Genomic DNA, 25,127 nt, shown 5'->3' on the forward strand with positions numbered 1-25,127 from the left:
TAGAATTAGTTCATATTCGAGCGATACTAACGCAGGAAACGAGGGAATCTCTATGGTACTGAAAAGAAAACTAGGCAAAGAACTTGAAGTGTCGGCCATCAGCCTTGGCACGATGACGATGCCGAATAACGAGGAATCCGTTCGCACAATCCAGGGAGCGTTGGATCTGGGCGTAACGATGTTCGATACGGCCGATTTTTACGGCGACCCGGAATTCCGCCGGTTCGGTGAGAACGAGAAGCTTGTCGGACGCGCCCTGAAAAGCCGACGCTACGAGGCGATTATCGCTACCAAATTCGGGATCACACACGGCCAAGGTCCGAAAGGCGACCCCGCCTATATTAAAAAATCCATCGATGCCAGCCTCTACAGCCTGGGCCTCGATTACATCGACCTCTATTACCAACACCGGCCCGATCCCAATTTCCCCATCGAAGAAACGGTCGGAACGCTGGCCGATCTCGTTCAGCAGGGAAAGATCCGTTACATCGGGTTATCGGAGGCGCCCGTGGACATCATCCGGCGAGCCCATGCCGTCCACCCTATCACTGCCGTCGAAACCGAATATTCGCTATGGAGCCGGGAAGTTGAGGATGAAGTCCTCCCTGTTCTTAAGGAGCTGGGTATTGGCCTTGTCCCTTACAGCCCGCTTGGCCGCGGCTTTCTAACCGGTCAGATCAAGAAACCTGATGACTTGCCGGAAGACGATTATAGGCACCATTACCCGCGGTTTCAAGGCGAGAATTTCGTCAAGAACGTCGAGGTTGCCTCCTTGGTCGAGAAGTTAGCCGCGCAAAAAGGCTGCACCCCCGCCCAACTAAGCCTGGCATGGCTCCTATCGCAGGGTGAGCAGATCGTTCCGATCCCCGGAACGAAACGGCTCGACCGTGTGCAGGAAAACCTTGGCGCGCTGAATGTAAAGCTAACGGCCGACGATTTGGCGGAGATCGAGCGAATCTCACCTAAGGGCATTGCCTCCGGCAGCCGCTTTCGTCAAGCCTGACTCATATAAAAACCGGTGAGATGTGATTCTTAAAGAGATGAAGGGCGCCCAACGGGGCTCATTCTTGCTCCCTCCCCTTCATTGAAAAGCGCATAACCCCTCCGCCTCCTCATTCTTTTCGAATGTGGAGGCTTTTTCCTTTGAACGATAATTCAGGCCAACAGATAACTATTTTATTTTTGTTATTATTTTATTAGTAAAATAGTATAACTTAATTATTGCCAGCCACATCCCGTTATGATAGTATATTGACTCGAAAAGGGATAAATAAAGCGGTTTCATACTTTTTAAATACGATATCCTGTTAGCTTAAAAACCGCTTTGTTAGCCCTTTATCTTCCATCAATCAAGGGGAGTTTTCATGAAAAAGTCATCCAAATGGCTGGGCACTACCTTATCAGCGGTATTGATCGCTTCACTATTGTCTCCTGCCTACGGATCGGCAGCTGTCCAAACGGACCGCAGCGGCATAACCGCCAAGGACCTTACAGGGCACTGGGCACAGGCCAGCGTGCAAAAATGGCTGAGCAGCGGGCTGATCCAGGGCTATCCGGATCACACCTTCCGCCCCAATGCAGAAATCACACGTGCAGAATTCGTATCTCTCTTAAATCATTTGTTCGGCTTTACGGCCCAGTCGAAGGAAGCTTATGCGGATGTCCCTGCCGACACCTGGTTTGCAAGCGCTTTCTCCATTGCCAGAGAAGCCGGCTACTACACCGGATATCCCGGCAACGCGGCCAAGCCCGGCGAACCGCTAACCCGTCAGGACGCTGCGGTGCTGCTGGCACGGGCGTTTGAATTCAGCGGAAACGGAACAGCCTCTTCCCTTAACTATCCAGACCAAGAGCACATCGGGGTGTACGCCCGCGAAGCGGTCCGGGCCCTCTCCGGTTACTTCCAAGGCTACCCGAACGGGACCTTCCGCCCCGAGGAACCTATTACCCGCGCGGAAATCGTTACCCTGATCGACAAGCTGGTCAGCGCATACTATCCGGCTGCGGGTACTTATACCGCCGGGAAGATTCAAGGCAGTGCCGTGGTGAACCACGGGGGTGTCGTCCTGAAGGACGCTGTCATCCAAGGCAATTTGTATCTAACGCCAGGGATCGGCGACGGCGAGGTCACCTTGGATCATGTCACGGTTCAGGGCACCACTTTCATCGAAGGCGGCGGCGCCCACACGGTCATCGTGAAGGACTCCGACCTCGGCAGCGTTCTCGTCAACCGCCGCGACGGCCAGGTGCATGTACAGCTGTCCGGTACGACCCATATCGGGCAGCTGGCGGCAAACAGTCCGTCCAAGCTGGACGCGGGCGACAGCTCGATCATCGACAGTGCCGAGTTCAACCAGCCGGTGCAGCTGGGCCTCGGCGCCGGCGCCTCCATCGCTTCCCTGAACGTGAAACCGTCGGCCGCAGGCACCGCAATCACGGGCACGGGCAGCATCAAGCAGGCGGTGATCCAGGGCAGCGGCGTCACGCTGAACGGCAAGGCGCTTCCGCCTGGAACGACCAGCATCTCAGGTGGAGCAGTCAATGCAAGCCCTGCGCCTTCCGGAAGCACAGGCACCACAGGCGCAGGCGGCAGCCCTTCGGGCAGCACAGGCGGCGGTTCCAGTTCCGGCGGGAACGGAAACGGCAGCGGCGGTGGCAACGGCGGCGGTCCGGTGGAAAACGTCACGACCGTCAACCTGACGGACGCAGCGGCAACCGACCGCACCAAATCGCTGTTCGTCTATTTGAACCAGCTCCGCGGCAAGAACATCCTGTTCGGCCAGCAGCATGCCACGACCGAAGGAATGTCCATCACGGCTAAGGACGGAACCCAGTCCGACACCTTCAACAGCGTCGGTGCCTATCCGGGGCTGTTCGGCTGGGATACGCTGAGCCTGGAAGGTAAGGAAAAGCCGGGCGTGGCCGGCAATGCCGAGCAGAGCCGCGATAACCTCGTCGCCGTCATGAAGAAAGCATACGCCGACGGCGGCATGCTGACGCTCAGTTCCCATATGCCGAACTTCGTCACCGGCGGGGATTTTTACGACACCAAGGGCAACGTCGTGTCCCACATCCTGCCTGGCGGGGACAAGAACGCAGCGTATAATGCTTTTCTCGATCAGATCGCCGACTTCGCCCTGCACCTCAAAACCGATGACGGCAGGCCGATTCCGGTCATCTTCCGGCCGTTCCATGAGCAGAGCGGAAGCTGGTTCTGGTGGGGGGCCGCTTTTACAACGACCGACGAATATAAGGAAATCTACCGCTACACGGTCGAGTATCTCCGCGACAAGAAAGGCGTCCACAACTTCCTGTACGCCTACTCGCCTGGCGGCGGGTTTGGCGACTCCGCGGATACCTACTTAAAAACCTACCCGGGCGACGACTACGTCGACATCCTCGGGTTCGACAGCTATTACAACGGCGAGGGCGACTCCTGGTTTAACGGCGTCAAGACGGAAGCCAAAACCGTGTCCAACATCGCGGACAGCCGCGGCAAGGTCGCTGCCTTTACCGAGTTCGGCTACCAGAAAATGAAGGTCACTGGCAATACGACGCCCAACTTCTACACGAAGCTGGCGGACACGCTCAAATCCGATCCGGACGCGAAAAAGATGGCGTTCATGCTGACCTGGGCCAACTTTGGACCGGACTCCATCTACGTCCCTTACCCAACCGGCAATCCAAATCAGGAGCATGAAATGCTGCCGGATTTTAAAAAGTACTACCAGGATGCGTACACGCTGTTCAGCGATGGGGTCATTGGCGCCTATAATAAAAAGGTCAACACCGCCTCCGAACAAGGCTTCATGCATATCGCCTCTCCGACGGGCCAAAGCACCATCAAGGAGGCTTCAACGACCATTCGTGTCCGCGTCCTGAACGAAACGCCAGGCCGCGTCGTCTACAGCGTGCAGGGCACGGATACTGAGTATCCGATGGGCCTGAACCCGGACAGCGGCTACTACGAGGCGCAGTGGACGCCAGCGGCGGAGCAGAACGGCAAAACCGCGGACATCACCGTCAAAGTGTATGGCAGCAGCGGGGCCGTGCTGCATGAGCAGACAAACACGGTGTTCGTGAAGATCGGCGAGGTGCTGGCTGGTGTCTACACTTTCGATACCGCCGCTGACGCGGAAGGCATCCAATACAACGGCGAATATACCAGTTCTTCGGAAGGAACGAATGACGGAAGCGCGGCGTACAGCGATTTTAACGGCGGATCCCTGAAGATCAGTGCGCCGCATTTGAACGGAACCGATTCATGGCAGGAGCTGAAGCTGGAGCTGAAGAACGCCAAGGCTAAAGCCGGCGCCGGCTCGCTCGCGGGTATCCAACGGGTCAAAATGGACGTATGGGTCCCCGCTGCAGCCGGGGCATCCAGCGAACAGGCCAGCTTGCGCGCCGTAGGGCAGCTCCCACCCGACTGGACTAATAAGTACGGCATGGACACGACGTATTCGTCGTTTGCGTCCCTGCCCAAAGAAACGATCGATGGCGTGGAGTACGTTAAGTTCAGCCCAACGATCGATTTTACGAACGCAGAGGCGCTGGCGGCCGCTGACGACATCGCCTTGTCCATCGTGGGCAGCGCGCTGCAATCGGACGGAGATACGCTTCCGGTCTACGTCGATAACATCCGGCTCTACAGCGCCTATGCCGAATCGGCGGGCGACCCGGCCGTCGTCGACGACTTCGAGAGCTACCTGGGCAGCAGCGAGGCCCTGGCCAGCAAGTTCGTGCACGCCGGCGGCGACCCGGCCGGCGCTGCGCTGGACGGCACGCACAAGCACGGCGGCAGCTACGGGCTGAAGTACACGTACACGCTGGCAAGCAGCGGCTACGCCGGCATCACCAAGGCGATGAACGGCGCGGATTGGTCCGGCTATAACGCCCTGCAATTCTGGTACCAGCCGGACGGCCAAGGCCAGAAGCTGGTGATGCAGATCAACGCGGACGGCAAGACGTACGAGTACTACCCGGACACCAAGACGACCGAGCCGGCGCTCATCACCGCTCCGTTCAACGAGTTCAAGCCCGCCAACTGGGCGACCGGCACGTTGACGAAGACGAACCTGAAGAACATCCAGGCGTTCTCCATCTATACGAACGCGGTGCCGGACGGCAACCGGCTGACGTCGTCGATGTATTTTGACGACATCCATGCCTTGCTCGATCCGAACGCTGGCACCGTGCCAAGCGGCAGTGCAGGCGGCGGCACCGCACCCGGCGTGCTGTTCGACTTCAACAGCTCCATCACCGGCTGGTCGCTGAACGACGACACGCTCGGAGCCGGCAACCTCGCCAATCCGGAGGATGGCGGCAGCAAAGTGCTCAGCGCGGACTTTCCGTCTGCGGGCGCAGCCGACAAGCATTTTGAGCTCGCCTACATGGGCGACCAGGACTTCAGCCAAGGCAGCACCCTGATGGTCCGCGCCCGAGTGGCCGGCGGCGCGGCCAAGGCGAAGCTGTTCATCAAGACCGGATCGAACTGGGCCTGGGCTTCCACTGACGAAGTGGAGCTGAACGGCGAATACCAGTGGATCAGGCTGAATTTGAACGGCAAAGACTCCAACGGCGCCACTATCGACAAGACACTGATCAAGGCCATCGGGCTGCAGATCGCTTCACCAAGCGGTGAAGGAACAATGACCGTGTATGTGGATGACGTGACGCTGGATGAGAAAACGCTGGATGCCGTGGTCAATGGCGATGCTGAGGTCAGTGGGGATGGCGCTGACAGCGACACAGGAAGTGACGTCGCCGGTTCCAACGAAGCCGGTAACGCCACTGGTGAAGGCACTAACAGTCAAGGTACTGCGAGTGAAGGTGGTGAGCATGAGGGAACGATGGATGAAAGCCTGTAACCATCTTCATTACTAAATTCTCCTTAATCAACGATACAAAAAGGACCCTCCGCTGAGGGTCCTTTTATGCGAGTTATAGAAATCGTATTGAATACTCGATTGTTACAAGGTGGCTATCAGGCCCCAACCACCGTCAACAGCATCGTCGATGCTTGAAAGCGGCCGCTTTCCGGAACGACGCAGACGATTTGCTGCCCCGCGGAGAGGCGTCCGGAATACAGCAGCTCCTCCAGCATGATGTAAATCGAAGCCGCCGCCGTATTTCCTTTGGTGTACAGATTCGTAAACCATTTTTCCTCAGGGATCGTCACACCGCCCTGCTCCAGCAGCTGGAAGATCTCTTCCCTGAACACATGCGACGAATAATGGACCACCATCCAATCGACCGCTTCCGGGTCAATCCGCCCTTCTTCCACCAGCTCCAAAAACCGCCGCGTCCCGACCTTCGTAATTTCATTGACCAGCCGGACATCCTGCTTCAAATTCAGCGCGCCGCGATCGGCCGCTTCATGAATCGAGGCGTAGTCCAGCCACGAACGGCCGCCATCCTCCTTGCTCATGCCGGAATACATGCAGGTCTCGTACTCATTGGCGTACGACTTGTTGTCGATCCACTCGATGCGCAGGGAGAGCCCCTGTGCGGAGGGTTCATTTTGCAATAGGGCTGCCCCCGCTCCGTCCGACAGCATGAACCGCAGAAAATCCGTGTCGAACGGCACCCGGCCATTGCTGTAAATGCCCTGTGCCTCGAACTTCGTATGTTTAAACTCGCGGCTCAGAAACTCGCTGGAACAAGCGATGGCCGTCCGGTGTTCTCCTGACTTGATATGTAAAAAAGCGTTCTTCAGCGCATGCATCCCGCTCGCGCATAATCCCGAGTGCGAAGAAATCTCCATCACCGGCAGTCCCGTCTCGGCATGCACCATACTCGCAAAACCCGGCAGCAGCAAATCCGCTCGTGTCGTACCGGTCGCCAAGAACTCGACGTCCTCCGGACGGATATCGGCGCTGCGCTCCAACGTCTCACGTATGGCCAGGGCCGCCATCTCCGCGTTGGTGTACAAGCTCTTCTGCTCCTTGTCCATCGCGTAATAGCGCTGCTTGATCTGATTCTTTTCCAAAATGATACGCTTCGTCTTGGAGGATCTGCCTCCGATTTTGCCAAGGTAATCTTCCATTTCCTCATTGCCCACCGGGGCGCCGGGAAGGAACTTCCCCATGCTCGTGATATAAACGGATTTCATATAACACCTCACTAAAGATATGATTACTAATTATGATATTAATCCCACTAATTGTAAAGTAGATGAAAAATTAGTAGATTCAATGCTCTTCAGGCGTGTTTTCAAACAACAAAAAAACCGCTTTATTCAGGCAGCGGCAGCCTCTGCGATCCACTCTTTTACCGTTGCAGTCACGGGATGAAGGAAGCCGGTTCGAATGCAGCGCAGACAATGGAGATAATCCAGAAAAGGCTCAATCAAGAATGGCATACCATATCTTATTGGAAAAGCGTCCATGCGTGTTGGGTAAAAGCGGGATTTAATAAAGTTGGTTGTATGCTGGATCGGAAAAAGAAGGGACGATCGGTGTATTTGCTTTATTTCAAGCATCATGTTATAGTCATAAATCTGCCTAGATATTTATTTACATAATCATGCTTACGAGGAAGGAATAGGACACGCATATTCAGTTGATAAGTACGATTCGTGTTCGATTAGGGAGCAAAGCTCTCGATTACTATATTCATAACAAACCGGTAGGAGTGATGAATGATGAATCAACACGAGTTTGATATTGTGGTCAAACCAGCCGAGGATTCTCAATTGGATTTGCTTGAGGAAGTGTTCAGCCCCGGGAATCTGACGTATCCCCAGCATCGCCGATTCGAAGTACAGAGGAAAGGTGAGGGCGTATTTCTGATCGCATGGCATACAAATCATCCAATTGGACATTTCTTACTGCGATGGAGTGGCCCTGAGGATCCTCGTGTAACTCAATATATCGATGTGACTCACAGTGCCTTTCTGGAGGGAGGACTCACGAAAGAGGGCTACCGCAAAAAAGGTGTAGCGACGGCGATCATTCGTGAGGCTGAGAAATTAGCAAGCGAAAGAGGCTGCACTCATATCGGTTTGGAAGTGAGCAGCAAAGACAATCCCGAGGCAAGAAGGCTATATGAACACCTTGGTTATATCGACTGGGGTTACGGTGAATTTCAGATCAGTTGGGAATACCATGATAAGCACGGAACAAGCACCCGCTCCGATATTGTTATTTTTATGCAAAAACCACTAGTCTATTGATCAGACGAAAAGTCCCCCCCATTCCAGCCAAGGATGTGGGGGGCTTTTCTATAGACTGATCTCATAACCTATCAAATTGTGCCTGTTTGTCCAGTCAAATCTATTCATAAAAGCATAGATTGTTAATATAGGAGGTGATCATTATGTGTTGTAATCGAAAAAAAGTAATCGTCGTCAAGCTGCACCCCGGTCAAAAAGCTGTAGTCATCTGTAAGAAAAAGAAAAAACATCGGCATGATCATTGGAAGTTCTATTAATTCTCTCTGAAAGAACGCTCTTCGAGCGTTCTTTTTTTGTTTCTCTCTCCCTTCGATGTTCCCTATGTACTGCTTAAGTACTCTTTGATGCCATCAACAATCGCTTGAGCTGCCTTATACTGGACGGTGTCCGAAAGCATGGCTTGTTCATCCGAGACATTGCTTAGAAATCCAACCTCTAATAGAACCGCAGCCATATCGGTTTCACGAATCACCTGCAGGCTGGTGTTTTTAACGCCCCGGTCTTTCAGACCCATCGCTTGAACTAAACGCTTGTGGATCGCGTCGGCCAGCTGTTTGCTGCTGCTCCGCTGATAATAATGCGTCTCTGTACCCGTGGCTTGCGGAGATTCCAGTACGCTGTTGCCATGGATCGATACAAAAACGTCCGCATTTAATGAATTGGCCAGCTGCACGCGTTCTGTCCGGGTAGGGTACACGTCGCTGTCACGGGTCATGATGACTTCAATTTCGGGTTCCTTAAGAAGAAGCTCCTGCACTTTCAGAGCAAGCGCGAGGTTAAAATCTTTTTCATGTTTGTTGCTGATGCTCGTCGTTCCCGGATCGCTGCCCCCGTGTCCCGCATCAATGACCACGATTTTTCTTTCATTCTCGTTGCCTGAAGACACGGGAGTCTGGGGATCGCTGCCCGTCCCAGATAGATCTATAATGAGCTGATCGCCGATAACCTCCTGATGGTAGGAAGCCGGGTTATCCTGGCTTAACTCTACCACGACCCGGACTTGCTCAGGGTCCCTGCTAAATAGAGAATATCTGACTTCGGATACATCCGGCTGCCCGCTCACGTCCAATTTCCCCGTCATGGCCGAATCCAGCGGCTGAGTCAGAGCCCCGAAGGTCGTATTGGGTAAGTCAACAACGATTCGGGCGGGGTTGGCTAAAGTTAAAATCTTGGGCGTCACTTGGCCATCCATACTAATGACGAGCTGTTGGTTTAAATAATTGATCTGACTCACATGCGTCAACGGCTCCGTATTGTCTGCTTCGGACTCGGAGATCGGATCTTTGCTTTGATCCGGGTTTTGAGGCGGGCTTGTCAGGTATACCGTTTTATTGCGGTTGTCCCAATTGACAGCCAGTCCCATTTGTTCGGTGACGAACCGGATCGGAACGACCACGCTTTGATTCATATTCCGGGGAGCCGTATCCAGCCGTACGAGCTGATCCGAGACCTTCGCCTCTTTTTTGCCGACGGTTAACAACATGGCTTTGGCGTTTTGCTGGATTGTAACGCTGTGGGACCGTTGATCCCAGTTCACCTGAAACTTTAAATTTTCCGCCACCACCCGAAGTGGAATCATCATGGATTGATCAATGATCGAGACCTTCACATCAGCCGGCAGGACCAGTTCCTGGCCGTCTAATACAATCTTGGATGGCTTAGATGCGGCACTGATTGAATTGGGGAGCAGGATCAGCAGGAATAAAGACAGGAACAGCAGAGACAAAAATTTCTTCATTATGCACCTCTGTTATGATTTGAACTTTCTATCGGATTCTAGTAAAAGCGACAAAATACCATTTACAATATATAACAATAAAAACGGAAAATAGTTGCGCTTGAAGTGAAAATGAAGTGAGTTCCTTCTATAGATAAAAAAGAGATGACCCTCGAGAGAGTCATCTACCTGTAAATCTATTTAAAAACTCTAGCAACCGTAATGATATCTACTTCTGAACAAACTATTCCTTAATAAACACAATCTTCACGCCAACTACCTGATTGTCCGCATTTACAGCCTTGTACACTCCATATGCCCCGTCACCCATGCCTGTCCGTGATACGACGCCGCCATCCAGGACGCCTGCTTCCTCCCCGCTCTCGGTGAGATCGCAGCAGGCGAAATACCATTCGGTATCTTGGTCCTGTTTACCGTCAGGCGCATCCGCATCCGGAATCCGGTGCTTGTCGATATCAAAAATCCCGGCCTGCCCGCTGTCCACTCCCGCCACAAAAGAGCACTTGATCCATTCCAGCGACGCTGCCTGTTCCGCCACGGAATGGTGGTAAGCTGTCAGCTTGGCGTTGGCTTCGCCCCAGTCGCGGACCTCGATCTTCTCTACTTCTCCTACCCATGTGCCAGCTAAGGCGGATTCCAATACGCCCATAATAATCGTATCCCGATCCAAATCGTAACAAGGATCCGCTACGACCAATTGCCCGGAATTCACTTCAAAATTGCCTAGTTGAATGACCACTGAGGATACCTCCAATAAGTGTGATGATTTGGGTTTATTGTAACATGTGTGGTGGAAAAAGCGTCTGTACTGATAGGATTTGTCCAAATGAAGCGTCCTATTTGATGCTATTAAACTTAAAAAAGGAGATGGTATTTGATGAAACGCCGTTCTTTTCTATTCCTTGCTGTGCTGACTGTTTACATCTTAGTCTTTGGTGCACAAACTGTGCTTGCTTCAGCGGGCCCGGATTCCCGCGGAGTATACCGTCCTACGATATACATTAATGGGGAAAAACAAGCCTTAACAGCGGCAATCCCTCCGAGTGGATCAACCTTAGTTCCTTTCAGGGCATTTTTCTCGGCGTTAAAGATGGACGCTCAGTTTGATAATCAACCCAAAACCGTTACGGCTAAAAATAATGATACAACGGTTACTTTAACTGCTGGAAAAAAGATTGCTACTCTAAATGGCAAGGAAGTACAGCTTTTACAAGGTCCAGAACTTGTTGATGATGGTCTTATATACGTAAATCTTCGCTTCATCGCTGAAGCTTTTGGTGGAAAGGTACAATTTGATAAGGCCAACCTAACGATACAAATCGATTTCCAGAATAAATGAACTCGTGGGCAAGACCTCTGAATGAAAAACTAATCGTTTCCCTACCAAAAAAGTCTTGGCCTGTTCCCAATACTTCCATGAAAGAGGTACTGAGTCACAAGCCAAGACATATTTACTCTATGTTACCGTCAGACGATTTCATTGGTTAACCTTTAAAAAACCTCTTCATTCACCCAATCCATCAATTTTAGTGGTTGAAGTAGTGCCCCTGTTCCAGATCCGCGATCAAACCAGGGTTCACGGGCTGCCATCCTAAGCGTTCCTGGGTCAGTGCGCTCGATGCCAGATTGTCGGTCGACGCGGCGAAGGCGAGCCAACCGAAGTAAGCCTCTGCCTCTTCGCGGGGAATGCTGCGCACCGGTAGGTTCAGGTGGCGGCCGATGACCTCAGCGATCTCCCGGAAGGGCACGCCCTCATCGCCGACCCCGTGATACACGGCACCTGCAGCCCCTTTTTCCAACGCCAGTCTGAACAGGCGCGCCGCATCAAGCTGGTGAACCGCCGGCCAGTGGTTAAGCCCCTCATCCACGTACGCCGCAAAACCTTTCTCCCGCGCGATACCGATCAGAGTCGGAACAAAGCCCTGCTCGCCCGGGCCATGCACGGACGGTGACAGGCGGACGACCGAAGCTCTCACTCCGCGTCCAGCCAGCGCGAGCGCAGCCTCCTCGGAGCGGCGCGGCGTAGACTGTGTCGACGCCTCTTCTTCCGTCCCGAGCCGCCCCGGCGTAAGCATCAGCGTTCCCGAGGTCGCTACGAATGGCTTTCCAGTACCCTCAAGTGCCGCCCCGATCGCCTCGATCGCCTTGCTATCCGCCTCAGCGGCTGCCGCAAAATCCGCGAAGTCGTGTTTAAAAGCCAGGTGAATCACGCCGTCCGCTGCGGCGGCGCCTTCCTTCAGGCTGTTAAGGTCGTCCAGGGAACCGCGCTGCACCTCAGCCCCGGCAGCTGTCAGTGATGCGGCAGACTTATCCGAGCGGGCGAGCCCGACGACTTGATGCCCCGCGGCAATGAGTTCGCGAACAACAGCGGAACCGACGAACCCCGTTGCTCCTGTTACAAAGACGCGCATATTTTTTGCATTTTCCATTGATGACATATGGATCCGCTTCCCTTCCTTGGTTCATTTATAACATATTGGTTGGCCAGCTAACCACGGGTTTAGACGGAACTTAGATTTGCGAGCCGCCGCCGTCAACAGGGAACTCTGCTCCGGTTGTGTAAGTCGCTTCGAACGCAAGGAATGCGACGGCTTTGGCCACCTCGCTGGGCTCACCGAAACGCAGCATCGGGTTCTCTTGTCTCATCTGCGCCTTGGTCTGTTCCGCGGCTTCGGCCGGCATCGATCTGTCCAGAATGCCTGTGTCGATCGGACCGGGACTGACTGCGTTCACACGGATTTTCCGAGGCAGCAGCTCGCGGGCGAGACTGCGCGTCATGGAGCGGAGCGCTGCCTTGCTGGCAGCGTACGCGCTGATCATCGGAATTCCAAGCACGTTCGCGACCGAAGTCGTCAGAACCACGCCGCTCCCCTCGTTAAGCAGCGGGACGAGCTTCTGCACGGTAAAATAAGGCCCCTTGGCATTGATGGCGAGAACTTCGTCGTACTCCTCTTCGGTAACGGACTCAAAAGGAACGAAGCGCGTCACGCCAGCGTTTACGAACAAGGCGTCGATCGTACCAAACTCCGCCTTCACCCGGGTTGCCAGGGCTTCAATATCACGCAACGACGAGGCGTCACTCACGACAGCAACGGCATTGTACCCCAGTTGTTTCAGAGCCGAATCGAGCGTGGACTGGGTGCGGCCGGTAATCAATACACGCGCTCCTCCATCCACCAGCATCTTCGCCGTCTCCAGGCCGAAACCGCTGCTTCCTCCTGTAATGACGACCCGCTTGCCTTCGTATTTCCCTTTTTCCACAGTACTCATCTTTTATTTCCTCCCTTGGCTTAGAAGCTCATTTATTTTTGCAAGACCGATTATAACTCCACAAATTAATAAAGTAAACAAAATTAATAAAAATAGTTAATTTATTAATTTTCGTAAAAAACGTTTGTGATCACATCGAATTCGTTATAATATGTTGTATAAGCACAAAGGAGGCTTCATTTCGTGAGAAAAGCCGTAAGCGCCGATCATTATATCGAGAAAATAAAACCGGTCATCCGAAAGAACAAGTTCAGCCAACTCAAAATAGACGATATCGCCAGATATATGGACATCAGCAAGGTGACGCTGTATAAGCATTTTTCATCCAAAGATGACATCATTCAGCAGGTTGTAGAGTATGAGATGAACTACTTGCAGCAGGCCGATGCCGTGGTGAACGACGAAACCGTCTCTTATATCAAGCGTTTTCAGCAAACGTTCCTGCAATCGCTGATCTGCGTCATTTATATATCCGATTTGTTCCTGGAGGATCTCAAGGAATTCTATCCGCGGTTATTTGAAAGTCTGGTTATTGCCCAGCAGAATCGGAATAAAAATCTGGAGAGCTTTTTTGAAGCCGGGATGGATCAGGGAATTTTTAACCGGATGAATGCAGTGCTGTCTTTGGTTCAAGACGACGCTACGCTGCGACGGATCATGGAACCGACGTTCAGCATCCAGTGGTACGACCTCACCTTGAAACAAGCCGTTATGGAGTTTTACCGTATGAAAAAATATCAAATGATTCGCCCTGAGCATTGGGACAAGGTTGATGAATCCCAGATTGAGGATGAGGTCGTTAGAATTTTGCAAACCATATAATTAATCATTTTGTTCATCGTTCCAGCACGGCCTGATCCATGAACGCCAAAAACCCCGCTGGCTCGCGCCGGCAGGGTCTTTTTCACATATGCTGCTCTTCAATTATTCCTCAATAAACTTAACGACGATCGCGGGGATGCATAATCGTTTGGACGGTTAGCTGCGCCTATCATGGCGTGCCCGGCTCATTACCTAGCGGATCGAGTGCCGGTAGGTGCCTCAGCTTCTCCGGATTTCCTAAAGCGTAAATCGATTGGATCTTATCATCTTTAAAAGAAAAAGAATACACGAACTGATCCCCGTTATCGATCGCAAGCCGGAAGCCCGGTATACCGTTGACGGAAACAAAGGAATACGTATATTTCCCCTCATACATTTTGAGCAGATTAAGCAGCAGCTGGATGACCCGCTCGAATCCAAGGACAGGCACCCGTGCCGCCGTAACCTTGCCGCCGCCGTCGGAGATCATGGCCGCGCCATCGCTGACCAGCTCCAGAAGCCGGCTTGTATTCCCTTGCAGCAGGGAACTGACGAAATCCTTCAGCTTCTCTTCGGCAATGTGAGCCGGGAGAGTCTGCTCGGGATCGGCCTGGATGCTCTTTTTGGCCCGGTGGAAAATTTGCCGGCAGTTCGCAGTGCTTTTGCCAACCATCCCGGCAATCTCGTCGAACGAATAATGAAAAATTTCGCGGAGGAGAAAAACGGCCCTTTCGACGGCACTAAGCTGCTGCAGGAGCAAGAGGTACGCCGTCGATATGGATTCGCGCCGCAAGTAAATCTCGGACGGATCGGCTTCGGCAGCATCCAGCGAACCGATCAGCGGCTCAGGAAGCCAGGGACCGACGTAGAGCTCCCGTTTCTTCGCCGAAGAACGGAGCAGATCCAGGCAGCGGTTGGTGACGATTTTGTACAAAAAGGATCGCTCATTCCGTATCGCATCAGGCTCCTCCAGCCGTCCATAGCTTATAAAGGCCTCCTGCACGATATCCTCCGCATCCATAACGCTGCCCAGCATCCGGTAGGCATAGGATATCAACGGTTTTCTATAGGTTTCATACAATTCTTCTATGCTGCTCATGGTTCCCCCTTCCCTCACTCTCCAGGGAGAGAATATGCCGCACAGCCCTTTTCGCGCTCGCCGTCGCGGCGTCGGCTAGTAATTCCCCGTGCGAAGCCCAGTCTCCTGCCACGTACAGCCCTTTAATTTCCGGGACGGCAGGCCCCGGGTTCTCCAGACGGTTCAGGTGCATAAAATCGTGGCACACCGTAATTTTCGGCAGATACTGCCGGACGACCAGCTCATCCCTCCAGCCCGGCTGCACCAGATCCAGCGTTTGTTCAAGGTCCTGCAAATCCTGATTCGGATCGCTTTCCGGCCCCTTATATTTGATTACGGTGACGACCTGCGATCCATCGTCGCTAAGATATGCGGCGCGCGATTGGTTGGACAGAAAGACGGTCCGGTCGATGCCGTACACGAATTGCTGATCCGGCTTCGGCAGACGGCGGAGGGCGACATCCAGGCACGCAGCCGTAATTTCGACCGCCTGCTCCTTCCAGGTATGAAGGGCGGTCGTTTCAGCCCCGGGCACCAGTTGATGAGCGACCGCGGGCGAGGCGGCGACGATGACGGCATTCGCCTTGATCGTCGTTCCATCTTCGCAGAGTACATGCCGTACGGAGCCTTCAGCGTGCCCAACGGACACGGCTTTGCTCTTCGAGAGCAGCTTCACGCCGACATCTTCAGCCAGCTTGCCTAACTCGTCGACCATCACGCCCCAGCCCCGGTCCAAATACAGCACGCCCTTCAAGGAATTCTGCAGCTGCCGCAGCACCGGACCCGCCGCCTGCAGATCCGGCGCCACTACGTAGCTCGCCGTACGCAGAAGCGAATAAAATAAATGCCGCAGCATGGGGTCCTTGACATTCCCCTCCAGCCATTCCCGGAGACTGACCCGCTCGTAACGAAGCGTATCCATTTTGCCCAGCTTCGCCAGCCAGGAGGCGAGCTCCACCTTCCCTTTCCAGGACAGCAGCGGCGTGGTGAAGAGCGATTTGACCCCCATCGGCATGGTCACCAGCTTCCCGTTCCAAATGCCGAGTGCATCGGTGGAAGGCTGACCTCCCTGCAAACTTAGCCCCAGCTCGCGGAAGGTCGCAAACGCATCTCCGTGATACAGGGCGTGCCCGCCCAGATTGAAGTATGCTCCCTTCTTTTTCACCGTGATCGCTCGCCCACCGAGGCGCTCCTGCTTCTCGATCAGAATCGTCCGCTTCCCCGCCTTTGCCGCATACACCGCCGCCGTCAGACCTGCTATGCCCCCGCCAACTACCGCTACATCGTAATCGTATTCCATCTCCATCTCGATCATCCCTTTCGGTGATTTTACCCGTATGACGGGGAGTGAGGATGGGATGTGACAACATCGGCCGGGAAATTTCTTTAAATATTTTTTGGCTGTACTGGCATACTCCAAATCCTATATCACATTAAAAAAACGCGCCCTGGCGGGCGCGCTGGGATGAACTCCTATTTTAATTGGTCCGTACGGGATATGACCTCCAATTTCACGCTTTCAAAGACATATTTACAGCCTCGCAAGCATGGATGTAGGTTGTGTCAAACAGAGGAACTTCAGCGTCTTCCGGCTTCACCAATAGTCCAATTTCTGTACAGCCTAATATTATCCCTTCGGCTCCTGATTCGATCAAGCCTTGAATAACCTTCTTATAATAATCTCTGGATTCCTGATGAATCTTGCCCAAGCATAGCTCTTCGTAGATGATCTTGTTTACGGCCTCTCTCTCATCCCGATCTGGAACGATCACCTGAATCCCGTTCAGCTCCAGGCGTGATTTATAAAAGTCCTGTTCCATGGTGTACTTCGTGCCAAGCAGCCCAACTGTCTGAACCTGGCTTTCTTTGATTTGGGCTGCTGTAGCATCCGCTATATGCAAAATAGGGATGTTGATCTGGGACTGAATATCATCGACAACTTTGTGCATCGTATTGGTGCAAATGACGATAAAGTCAGCGCCCCCTTTTTCCAAAGCGCGTGCGGTTTGGCCTAGCACTTCTCCCGCCTTTTCCCAGGCTCCTTCCGCTTGGTAACGTTCAATTTCTTCAAAATCAACACTATATAACAGGCATTTCGCAGAGTGCAGCCCGCCTAACCTACTTCTTACTTCTTCATTGACCATTCGATAGTACAAAGCAGAAGATTCCCAGCTCATTCCGCCAATAAGACCGATTACTTTCATTTTATGCTCATCTCCATTGTCCTTGGTTTGTCTTTAAAAATCAGCTCCGATTAACCTTCAATTCTGTAAAGTGAATGTGGAAAAACGGCGGTCATCCCGCCGTTTTCAGTATACATTAGGCTGACTAAGGACAATAGGAATTTTTCCATTCGTTCTGTGTTCCTTACTCCTGCTCTAACCGCAAGGATTCGCCAGCCTTATTTCGCGGCGGCCGTCTTGGTTACCTCCACCGTGCGTGTCCCGGCGTTCCATTTCACCTGCACACCCAGCAGATCGCCGAAGTCCTTGATCGGCACGTAGAGCGAGCCGTTCAGCGTCGCCGGGGAGTAAGACAGTGCGGCTTGCTTCCCGTCTGTGAGAGCAAAAGGGGAGCCGTCGGCGATCGAGAAAACGCGCGTTCCGTAGGTCACGGTCGTCCGCTTCGTCTTGGCGTCGTAGGTGACCTTGGCTCCGAGCGCTTCCGTCAGCGACCGGAACGGGATGAACATCCGATTGTCTGCCGACATGACGCCCGCTCCAACCCGCAGCGGAAGTGCCTTCCCATCCAGCGTGACCTTGGCATCCGACTTTGCAAAGGCTCCCGCCGTACTGCCCCCAGCAGCGGGCTTCGCCAATTCGGAAGGCAGCGGGTACGCATACAGCTGGCTCTCCGCCTGGACGAGCAGCATGCTGCCCTCAACCTGAAAAGCTCCGTAACTGCGCGCCTTCGTCTGCGCACGGAACAAAGCCTTACCCGTCGAGACGTTCAGCGCATAGACGGTACCGTCACTCTGCCCGACGTACAAGCCGGATTGGATCATATCGACGCGGCTGGCCGGATTATCGGGGCCGTTATAATTCACATACGAACGATCCACGATTTTACGCGCATGAATCCCGCGGCTGTCCTCGTCCAGGAAAAACAGCTTGCCGTTATAGGGGCCCGCGATAAACTCCCCCCGATCCGGTATCAATTCCGGCTTCACAACAGCGGGATCGGCGTCGTAATTGAAGCGGAAGATACCCTCGCCGGCAACGGCCGCATAGATGTCATTCCCTTCCATCACCACTTTGGATGTGGGATAGACCGGACTGCCATCAGCCTTTAAGGCAACAAACTTCTTGCTTGCCGTAATCTTGCCGGTCTTCACATCCACCTCGTCGATGTTCGCCGCAGTCTCTACATAATCGGAATCCGGCCATTGGTCCTGGAAGTAAAGCTTATTCCCTTCCGACTTGAGAAGACCTGAATGGTCACCCGACAGCCGCCACAGCGTCTTGCCCGTGGCGGGATCAATCGCGTAAGTCGTATTGACGGTAATCGCTCCCGACTCCACGGCGCCCGAGAGCAGCGTCCCGTTGACGCGCTGAGGCAGGGACTTACCGTCCTGATTCCGCCATTTCACCTTGCCTGTAGCCATATCGACCGAGATGAGCGAACCGCCGGCAAAGACGTACAAGGTCCCACCGTCCACGGATATATCAGGCGCCTGCCCCGACGGAGCCCGGTAGATGCGTGCGCCTTTGCCGGTCGCCTTATCGACCCGGTAGACCGAGCCGTCTTTGGCGCCGACATAGAGTTTCGTTTCGTCGGTACTCGTGAGGGTTGCATGGCCAAGTCCCGTTCCGAATGACCACAGTGTCTTCCCGGTGGCAGCCTCCTTCGCGATCAGCTTGCCACCCGCGATGTAGCAGACCTTCCCCTGCCCCGCTATAACTACGGAAGGATTGGAGGCGGACGAGTCCTTCGGCGCATCGAGCGCCGCCGTCCATTTCGGCTTGACGAGCGGTATCGGATTGGTTAAATAAAATTCCGAGCCCGAGCTCGAATAACTTGCGTTCGGTCCGGAGGTTTGAGCCCACGCGGACGGGCCTGTCCAGGCACTCCCGAGCGTCCCGGCGAGCAGCAGCCCGGCAGCGGCCATAGTCCATTTTCGCATAATCGATATCCTCCCAGCTTTTAACGAAATTTACCTACTGTCTTATGGACGCTTCCAGCCGCGGCAAAGTTACAAGGTTGTAGAATTGAAAAAAGGCTGATTGGGGTTTCCAACCAGCCTTTGTATATGGGGTACAAACTTGCCTTCCTTTTGAGATAGCTGTGAGGTGCATGATTCATTTGAAACCCGTAAAAGCAGATCCGGATTGCATATAGTACTTTTGCCCGAAAAAATAAAGCAAAATCATCGGAATCGCCATGATCGTCGACGCGGCCATCAGCTTTTCCCATTGCGCCCCGTGATCCTGCTGGAATCCCTGCAGACCGAGCGTCAGCGTCCACTTGGCGGCATCGTTCAAGTAAATGAGCGGTCCCATAAAGTCCGTATAAGCACCCACGAAGGTAAACAACGCCACCGTCGCAAGCGCCGGCTTCAAGGTCGGCATAATAATTTGCGAGTAGATGCGGAATTCTGAGGCCCCATCCATTTTCGCGGCTTCGGATAGCTCCTTGGGGATGCCTAACAGAAATTGCCTCAATAAAAAAATGTAGAACGGTGCGCCGAAAAAGGCCCCGATCGTCAGCGGCAGGATGGTGTTGACCCAGCCCAGCTTGGCGAAAATGATGTACTGCGGAATCAGCTGCACCTGCGACGGCAGGATCATCGTTGCCAGGACGATCGCGAAGATAATCTTGCTCCCCACCCACGGAATCCGGGAGATCGAATAGGCCACCAGCGGGGAGGCAAACAATTGCCCGATAATGCAAACGACGCAGATAACCAGGGTGTTCAGCATATAGTGCCCGAAAGGCACCGTTTCGAACGCGGCCTTGTAATTCGACCATTGAAACGATTCCGGCAGGATGCGCGGCGGCAGTTCAAAAATTTCGTTCGACGACTTGAGCGAAGTGAACACGAGCCAAACGAACGGAAAGAGAAAAAAGAATGCGAACAAAATCAGCATCGTATGCGGAAAAATTTTCGTGCGAAGCAGCTTGCCAGCGCTCATCCGCTATTCACCTCCGTAGTAGACCCAGCGTTTGGACGTTTTCAGGACCAGCAGCGTAATCAGCATGACGATCACGAACAGGATCCAGGCCAGCGCCGAGGCGTATCCCATTTTCAGATTGATAAAGGCTTCCTGGTACAAATTGACGGCATAGAACAATAACGACTGCCCCGGCCCGCCGAGAGCGCCGCCGCTTGACTTGCCACCCGCCAGAATGTAGGATTCCGTGAAAATTTGAAAAGCCCCGATGAGTCCCATGATCAGCTGGAACAAAATGATCGGCGACAGCGCCGGTACCGTGATTCTCCAGAAACGGTGCCACCAGTTGGCGCCATCGACCTGGGCCGCTTCGTAGTAGGTTTGCGGAACCCCTTGCAGCGCCGCAAGAAAAATGAGCGCCCCCGCGCCGGAGCCCCACAGTCCCATCAGGATCAGGGAAGGCTTGGTGAACCGGGGATCAAGCAGCCAGGCCGGATCGGGAAGATGCACCCAGCGTAAAAAAATGTTGACCAGGCCGAAGTCCGGATTCAGCATCCAGGTCCAAAGCAGGGCGCTCGCCACGCCTGGAATAACGGCCGGAAGATAAAAGATCGTGCGGTAGTATCGGATGCCCTTCACCTTGAAGTTCAGCAGCAGCGCAATAAGCAGCGAGCTGAACAGCGTGACCGGGACGGATATGAACGCCATGAACAGCGTGTTGCTGATCGATTTATAGAAGCTCCGGTCTTTCATGATCGCCGCGTAATTATCCATACCCACCCATTTTGGCGGATTGAACAGATCGTATTCCGTCAGGCTGAAGTAGAGGGAGCTGAAGAAAGGATACACGGTAAAAATCAGAAACCCGGTGATCCATGGGGAAGCGAAAATCAGCCCCAGCCAAAAATAATGCCACTCCTTCCTCGTCCAGCCCCTTCTCCGCCTAGGTGCCGCTGAGGATATCGTCTCAATCATCTGCACGTCCTCCTCGTGATTGTTGGAATGCGGGCCCGGCCCAGGAGCGGACCGAGCCCGGATGTAAAGAACCGGATTATTTGACTAAGGGCTGGATCTTGTCCTTCACCCGTTTCAATCCTTCGTCCAAGCCGACTTCCCCGCGCAGGATCGCGTTATACTGGTTCGAGAATTCGGTCATGTACTCCGTCGAAAAGGACGTAGCCGGGAAGGAATGCAGGTTCGGGCTGGAGGAATACTGTAAAAACTCCTGGAAGCCCGGTACTTCCTTGTAAATTTCATGTGTCTGCAGTGAGGTTCGGGTCGGCAAATTGCCGATGGCCGCTGTGAACTCCGCCATCTGCTCCGGCTCGGTCATCCATTTCAGGAACTGCCACGATTCTTCCGGATGCTTCACGCCTTTCGGGATGTAAAATACGCTGGTCGAGACGTTGCCCGGGTCCTTCAGGCTCGGGTTGCTCTCATCGTACGGAATGGGCGCAATGCCGTATTTCAGGTTCGGGGCGTACTGCTTAATGAACGTCGGCAGCCATTCGCCGTCGATCGTCATCGCGTATTTGCCTGTAAAGAATGGATTCTGCGGCGACATGTACTGCCCCAAGCCGGACGCGAAGCGATCGAGCTCCTTCGATCCGAATTGGTCCCAGATTCCTTTTCCGAATTCTACGGCCTTCTTGACCCCCGCATCGTCGGGCGTGACCTGCTTCTTGTCCGCATCGTAATAGGATCCGCCGTAAGCGTAGCTGAACGTATAGGCATCGACGCCGGGCCATAGGCCCAGCTGCTGGAGCTTGCCTCCATCCTCCTTGACGCTCAGCTTCGCGATGTACTCCTTGAGCTGGCCCATCGTCTCCGGCGGCCCGCTAAAGCCCGCCTTTTCCAGCAGCTCCTTGTTATAGAAAAGCATCGAGACGTGCATCGCGATCGGTAAAGCGTACGTTTTTCCATTCGATTGGGAAGAGCTCAGTGCCGCAGGCACGAAGTCGCCAAGGTCGACGTTATCCTTCTTGATAAAATCGTCCAGCGGCATCATGGCCCCGCGTTCGCCCCACGGCACGACATCCTGACCGAAGTTGGACGCGACGTCGGGCGGATTGCCACCGGTAATCGCCGTCAGCTGCTTCTGGTAATCGCTCTGGGACAGCCCCTTTACCTGAATGTCCGGATTGGCGTCATTCCATTTCTTAATCAATTTCTCGAGGGCTTCCGCCTCCATGCCGGTCCAGCCGTACCAGAAGCTCAGCTGCACCTTTTCTTTCGGGGTATCGCCGCCCTTCGCCTCGCCGCCTTCCTGGCTACCCGTCGCCGCATCTTTGCCGCCGCAGCCCGACAGGACGGCGACCAGCAGGAAAACCATCATGAGCCCCCATGTACTCCCTTTTCGCATCATGTCTCTTCCCTCCTTAATCTTGGGGCGGCAGCGCCGCCAATGCGCGCTTGCCGCCGTCAACTACCCACATGTTATCATGTAAGCGTTTTAGTTAATTTCACTATTGTCTCTAGTAATTGGATTATCGTTAAAACTTAAAATGGCTTGCCCATCACTTGTTTTCGGAACTGGTTCGGGGAAATGCCCGTGTATTTTTTGAAAATCCGGCAAAAATACGCGAGCTCGTTGAACCCCGTGGCATAGCATACGTCCGTGATGGACATGGACGGCCGCTGCAGCAGGACGAGCGCGTTGGATATCCGTAAATCGACGAGATAGCGGTTAAAAGTCTTGCCTGTCCACTCCTTGAACAGCCGGCAAATCGTCGGCTTTGACATGCTGGATATGGCGCAGATATGCTCCAGCTTGATGTCCTCATGCGCATTCCGGTCGATGTATTCCACGACCTTGTTCATCGTGTCGCGATACCTTTCGATTTTTTGAAACCCGGCCTTCACCAGCTCCCCGTTCACCTGCCGGATGATGATCGACAGCAGCTGCAGGAGGCTGGCCTTCAGCACGATTTCAAAAAAGGGCGTCCGCTCCTCGTATTCCCCGAGCATATCCTGAAGCAGGCCGCGGATTCTGCCGTCCGTGACGCCGTCGAAGGCGATCTGCGAATGCGGTGTGCAGTCCGACAGTGAGAAATGCTTCAAATACTCAGCGTCGAAAAATCTCCGCTCTCCTGAAGGATCCGCGAATCGCTCGTTGATGAAGGACGGCATAAATTCGCAGCCGAGGATCTCCCCTTCTGTCTCGAAGGCCTGCACGCGGTGCAGCGTAAAGGGGGGAACAAGGAACAAATCGCCTTGCCGGATCCGGTACTGCCGATTGGAGATCGTGTGCACGAACTCGCCTTTCGATACGTACCAGATCTGATAATAGTCATGGAAATGGGTGGACAAGCTGACGAGGGTGTTCATCCGGTACATCTTGCAGTGCAGATTTTCCAGCATCTCGAGCTTCGAGTTGAAATAGATGACTCCGGCGCGGGTCAATCGATCGATATCGAGCTTTTTCATTCGGCACGGCTCCTCTCATTTGATACGGAAGTACAATCTTTCCCCTCGCGAATCGCCTAGAATGGGATTCAAAAATCGAGGGAGGCTTGCAATTGCATGAAGACTAAAATCGCTTATTTGGATGGTTTAAGAGGACTGGCGGCCTGCGTAGTCGTGGTGTCCCATTTTTTTCAGGTCTTCGCGCCGTCTGTCTTCGAAGGAAAACCGGAGATCGCCCACTTTCCCTTTGAAGGCTTGGCCGCGCAAACGCCGCTGAACCTGATGTTCAACGGCAACTTCTCGGTTTGTGTCTTTTTCGTGCTGAGCGGATACGTGCTGAGCTGGCGCTATTTTCTCACAAAGGACAAGATGCATATTTACGCGTCCGCGCTGCGCAGGTTTTTCCGGCTCGCCATTCCGGCTTCGCTGTCCGTTTGCCTCGCTTTCGCGGTTATGCGGCTGGGCTGGGGATTTTATGACGACATCCGCCAAACGACCCAATCGTCGATGCCCGATCCCTTCACGGCCAGCCCCCGTGTACTCGACATGATCCGGGAGGCGCTGTACCACACCTTCTTCACTTATGGATCCGCTTACAATCCCGTGCTATGGACCATGACCTACGAGCTGCTGGGTTCCTTCCTCATCTTCGGGTTTCTGTTGACCCTCGGCCGCTTCAGGCTGCGGATCATCGGTTACTCCGCCCTTGCGGTACTTCTCGCCGATTCCTATTACCTCGGGTTCGTGCTCGGCATGGCACTCAGCGACTTGACGTACAGCGGCCGCAACCGGCTGACCGCCGTTCTTCCGCCTTGGAGCGCTCCCCTGTTACTGGGGGCCGGACTGTATCTCGGCTCTTTCCCTTACGTGGGAACCCAGAACACCATCTACTCCATTCTGGTATGGAAAGGCTCGTCCACCTTTGCGTTCTTCGTGTTCTACCATACGCTGGGCGCTTGCCTAACCTTAACGGCCCTGCTCATCTCGCCCCGCCTCAAGTCGCTGTTCGGCCGGCAGCCCTTCCTCTACCTCGGCACGATATCCTTCTCTTTATACCTGGTTCACTTCACCATCATTTGCTCGCTGGGTTCCTATCTGTTCTATCAGTTCCACCTCCTGTTCTCTTACGGCCTTAGCACAGTCCTCACCGTTATCCTAACAACTCCTTTTATCTTTGCATTAGCCCATCTTTTCTGCCGGTTCGTCGATGCTCCCACGTTGGCAACGCTCGGTCCCTGGAGCAGGCGGGTCATGGATCGGCTGGTGCGCAAAAAGTCCGGCGGCATGCCGGTTGAAAAATCGAAGGGGATTTAGCATTAGCTTCTGGCGTTTACGCGACGGAAAAAGGGAACAAAATTCTTAACATTGTGCAAAGTGGCCGCTTCGGTTACGAATCGTTCTTCCGATCGCTGTTGTCTCCAAATTTCTTGATTTTATATCACCAAAAGGTAGAAATTCGCAGACAAAGGCGATGCTTTCGAAGCGAGCTTTCCTGCGGAAAGCTTGTAGGCGAACGCTACCGCTTCTACAGATCGATTCCGTCCCCTCCAC

At 53.8% G+C, this 25,127-nt stretch carries 19 protein-coding genes; 6 read left to right on the top strand and 13 right to left on the bottom strand.

Going from position 1 to position 25,127, the window contains the following annotated elements; genetic code table 11:
- Positions 1 to 52: 52 nt before the first annotated feature.
- The gene (locus GCU45_RS11615) at positions 53 to 1,003 is read left to right on the top strand and encodes an aldo/keto reductase (protein ID WP_152399045.1); all 951 of its coding nucleotides are present in this window, start codon (positions 53 to 55) and stop codon (positions 1,001 to 1,003) included.
- A gap of 361 nt (positions 1,004 to 1,364) precedes the next feature.
- Positions 1,365 to 5,867, top strand: a complete 4,503-nt coding sequence (locus GCU45_RS11620) for a glycosyl hydrolase (RefSeq protein WP_152399046.1) — start codon at positions 1,365 to 1,367, stop codon at positions 5,865 to 5,867.
- A 116-nt stretch (positions 5,868 to 5,983) separates the two neighbouring features.
- Here the strand turns inward: GCU45_RS11620 and GCU45_RS11625 are convergent, their stop codons facing one another.
- A complete protein-coding gene (locus GCU45_RS11625; RefSeq protein WP_152399047.1) occupies positions 5,984 to 7,111 on the bottom strand; it encodes a beta-ketoacyl-ACP synthase III in 1,128 nt (375 codons plus the stop codon).
- 528 nt (positions 7,112 to 7,639) lie between these two features.
- Between GCU45_RS11625 and GCU45_RS11630 the strand changes: the two genes are divergently transcribed.
- Positions 7,640 to 8,173: a GNAT family N-acetyltransferase gene (locus GCU45_RS11630; protein WP_152399048.1), complete on the top strand. Its 534-nt coding sequence runs from the start codon at positions 7,640 to 7,642 to the stop codon at positions 8,171 to 8,173.
- Positions 8,174 to 8,492: 319 nt separating this feature from the next.
- On the opposite strand, the gene GCU45_RS11635 is transcribed toward GCU45_RS11630, so the two are convergent.
- Together GCU45_RS11635 and GCU45_RS11640 are read right to left on the bottom strand one after the other, a co-directional pair.
- The gene (locus GCU45_RS11635; RefSeq protein WP_152399049.1) at positions 8,493 to 9,911 is read right to left on the bottom strand and encodes an N-acetylmuramoyl-L-alanine amidase family protein; all 1,419 of its coding nucleotides are present in this window, start codon (positions 9,909 to 9,911) and stop codon (positions 8,493 to 8,495) included.
- A gap of 223 nt (positions 9,912 to 10,134) precedes the next feature.
- A complete protein-coding gene (locus GCU45_RS11640; protein ID WP_152399050.1) occupies positions 10,135 to 10,650 on the bottom strand; it encodes a DUF4241 domain-containing protein in 516 nt (171 codons plus the stop codon).
- Positions 10,651 to 10,788: 138 nt separating this feature from the next.
- On the opposite strand from GCU45_RS11640, the gene GCU45_RS11645 reads away from it, so the two are divergent.
- On the top strand, positions 10,789 to 11,250 hold the full coding sequence (locus GCU45_RS11645) for a copper amine oxidase N-terminal domain-containing protein (RefSeq protein ID WP_152399051.1): 462 nt from the start codon (positions 10,789 to 10,791) through the stop codon (positions 11,248 to 11,250).
- Positions 11,251 to 11,437: 187 nt separating this feature from the next.
- On the opposite strand, the gene GCU45_RS11650 is transcribed toward GCU45_RS11645, so the two are convergent.
- Together GCU45_RS11650 and GCU45_RS11655 are read right to left on the bottom strand one after the other, a co-directional pair.
- Positions 11,438 to 12,322, bottom strand: a complete 885-nt coding sequence (locus GCU45_RS11650) for an SDR family oxidoreductase (RefSeq protein ID WP_152402990.1) — start codon at positions 12,320 to 12,322, stop codon at positions 11,438 to 11,440.
- A gap of 100 nt (positions 12,323 to 12,422) precedes the next feature.
- Positions 12,423 to 13,181: an SDR family oxidoreductase gene (locus GCU45_RS11655; protein ID WP_152399052.1), complete on the bottom strand. Its 759-nt coding sequence runs from the start codon at positions 13,179 to 13,181 to the stop codon at positions 12,423 to 12,425.
- Positions 13,182 to 13,364: 183 nt separating this feature from the next.
- Between GCU45_RS11655 and GCU45_RS11660 the strand changes: the two genes are divergently transcribed.
- Positions 13,365 to 14,003, top strand: coding sequence for a TetR/AcrR family transcriptional regulator (locus GCU45_RS11660; RefSeq protein WP_152399053.1), 639 nt, complete (start codon positions 13,365 to 13,367; stop codon positions 14,001 to 14,003).
- Between the two features lie 169 nt (positions 14,004 to 14,172).
- On the opposite strand, the gene sigJ is transcribed toward GCU45_RS11660, so the two are convergent.
- From sigJ to GCU45_RS11700, 8 genes are all read right to left on the bottom strand, one after another.
- Positions 14,173 to 15,081, bottom strand: coding sequence for an RNA polymerase sigma factor SigJ (sigJ, locus tag GCU45_RS11665; protein WP_152399054.1), 909 nt, complete (start codon positions 15,079 to 15,081; stop codon positions 14,173 to 14,175).
- Positions 15,056 to 16,366, bottom strand: a complete 1,311-nt coding sequence (locus tag GCU45_RS11670) for a phytoene desaturase family protein (protein WP_425281276.1) — start codon at positions 16,364 to 16,366, stop codon at positions 15,056 to 15,058. Before GCU45_RS11670 ends, sigJ begins: the two co-directional genes overlap by 26 nt.
- A gap of 205 nt (positions 16,367 to 16,571) precedes the next feature.
- Entirely contained in the window at positions 16,572 to 17,264 is a 693-nt protein-coding gene (locus GCU45_RS11675; protein WP_152399056.1) for an aspartate/glutamate racemase family protein, read from the bottom strand.
- Positions 17,265 to 17,461: 197 nt separating this feature from the next.
- Positions 17,462 to 19,183, bottom strand: a complete 1,722-nt coding sequence (locus tag GCU45_RS11680; protein WP_152399057.1) for an outer membrane protein assembly factor BamB family protein — start codon at positions 19,181 to 19,183, stop codon at positions 17,462 to 17,464.
- 175 nt (positions 19,184 to 19,358) lie between these two features.
- Positions 19,359 to 20,192 (bottom strand): carbohydrate ABC transporter permease, encoded by an 834-nt coding sequence (locus GCU45_RS11685; protein WP_152399058.1) that lies wholly within the window; start codon positions 20,190 to 20,192, stop codon positions 19,359 to 19,361.
- A 3-nt stretch (positions 20,193 to 20,195) separates the two neighbouring features.
- Positions 20,196 to 21,146 (bottom strand): carbohydrate ABC transporter permease, encoded by a 951-nt coding sequence (locus GCU45_RS11690; protein WP_152399059.1) that lies wholly within the window; start codon positions 21,144 to 21,146, stop codon positions 20,196 to 20,198.
- A 76-nt stretch (positions 21,147 to 21,222) separates the two neighbouring features.
- Positions 21,223 to 22,536 carry an ABC transporter substrate-binding protein gene (locus GCU45_RS11695; RefSeq protein WP_152399060.1) on the bottom strand — a complete coding sequence of 438 codons (1,314 nt, stop codon included), beginning with the start codon at positions 22,534 to 22,536 and terminating at the stop codon, positions 21,223 to 21,225.
- 134 nt (positions 22,537 to 22,670) lie between these two features.
- Positions 22,671 to 23,597, bottom strand: coding sequence for a helix-turn-helix transcriptional regulator (locus GCU45_RS11700; protein WP_152399061.1), 927 nt, complete (start codon positions 23,595 to 23,597; stop codon positions 22,671 to 22,673).
- Positions 23,598 to 23,693: 96 nt separating this feature from the next.
- On the opposite strand from GCU45_RS11700, the gene GCU45_RS11705 reads away from it, so the two are divergent.
- The gene (locus tag GCU45_RS11705; protein ID WP_152399062.1) at positions 23,694 to 24,890 is read left to right on the top strand and encodes an acyltransferase family protein; all 1,197 of its coding nucleotides are present in this window, start codon (positions 23,694 to 23,696) and stop codon (positions 24,888 to 24,890) included.
- Positions 24,891 to 25,127 lie beyond the last annotated feature (237 nt).

The sequence above is a fragment of the Paenibacillus cellulositrophicus genome (assembly GCF_009363095.1).
GTDB classification, from domain to species: Bacteria; Bacillota; Bacilli; order Paenibacillales; family Paenibacillaceae; genus Paenibacillus_AQ; species Paenibacillus_AQ favisporus.

What these genes read in the sequence shown, in the direction of transcription:
- GCU45_RS11615 (WP_152399045.1), top strand. Translation starts at nt 53, where the DNA reads ATGGTACTGAAAAGAAAACTAGGCAAAGAACTTGAAGTGTCGGCCATC.
- GCU45_RS11620 (WP_152399046.1), top strand. Translation starts at nt 1,365, where the DNA reads ATGAAAAAGTCATCCAAATGGCTGGGCACTACCTTATCAGCGGTATTG.
- GCU45_RS11625 (WP_152399047.1), bottom strand. Translation starts at nt 7,111, where the DNA reads ATGAAATCCGTTTATATCACGAGCATGGGGAAGTTCCTTCCCGGCGCC.
- GCU45_RS11630 (WP_152399048.1), top strand. Translation starts at nt 7,640, where the DNA reads ATGATGAATCAACACGAGTTTGATATTGTGGTCAAACCAGCCGAGGAT.
- GCU45_RS11635 (WP_152399049.1), bottom strand. Translation starts at nt 9,911, where the DNA reads ATGAAGAAATTTTTGTCTCTGCTGTTCCTGTCTTTATTCCTGCTGATC.
- GCU45_RS11645 (WP_152399051.1), top strand. Translation starts at nt 10,789, where the DNA reads ATGAAACGCCGTTCTTTTCTATTCCTTGCTGTGCTGACTGTTTACATC.
- GCU45_RS11650 (WP_152402990.1), bottom strand. Translation starts at nt 12,322, where the DNA reads ATGCGCGTCTTTGTAACAGGAGCAACGGGGTTCGTCGGTTCCGCTGTT.
- GCU45_RS11655 (WP_152399052.1), bottom strand. Translation starts at nt 13,181, where the DNA reads ATGAGTACTGTGGAAAAAGGGAAATACGAAGGCAAGCGGGTCGTCATT.
- sigJ (WP_152399054.1), bottom strand. Translation starts at nt 15,081, where the DNA reads ATGAGCAGCATAGAAGAATTGTATGAAACCTATAGAAAACCGTTGATA.
- GCU45_RS11670 (WP_425281276.1), bottom strand. Translation starts at nt 16,366, where the DNA reads ATGGAGATGGAATACGATTACGATGTAGCGGTAGTTGGCGGGGGCATA.
- GCU45_RS11675 (WP_152399056.1), bottom strand. Translation starts at nt 17,264, where the DNA reads ATGAAAGTAATCGGTCTTATTGGCGGAATGAGCTGGGAATCTTCTGCT.
- GCU45_RS11680 (WP_152399057.1), bottom strand. Translation starts at nt 19,183, where the DNA reads ATGCGAAAATGGACTATGGCCGCTGCCGGGCTGCTGCTCGCCGGGACG.
- GCU45_RS11685 (WP_152399058.1), bottom strand. Translation starts at nt 20,192, where the DNA reads ATGAGCGCTGGCAAGCTGCTTCGCACGAAAATTTTTCCGCATACGATG.
- GCU45_RS11690 (WP_152399059.1), bottom strand. Translation starts at nt 21,146, where the DNA reads ATGATTGAGACGATATCCTCAGCGGCACCTAGGCGGAGAAGGGGCTGG.
- GCU45_RS11695 (WP_152399060.1), bottom strand. Translation starts at nt 22,536, where the DNA reads ATGATGCGAAAAGGGAGTACATGGGGGCTCATGATGGTTTTCCTGCTG.
- GCU45_RS11700 (WP_152399061.1), bottom strand. Translation starts at nt 23,597, where the DNA reads ATGAAAAAGCTCGATATCGATCGATTGACCCGCGCCGGAGTCATCTAT.
- GCU45_RS11705 (WP_152399062.1), top strand. Translation starts at nt 23,694, where the DNA reads ATGAAGACTAAAATCGCTTATTTGGATGGTTTAAGAGGACTGGCGGCC.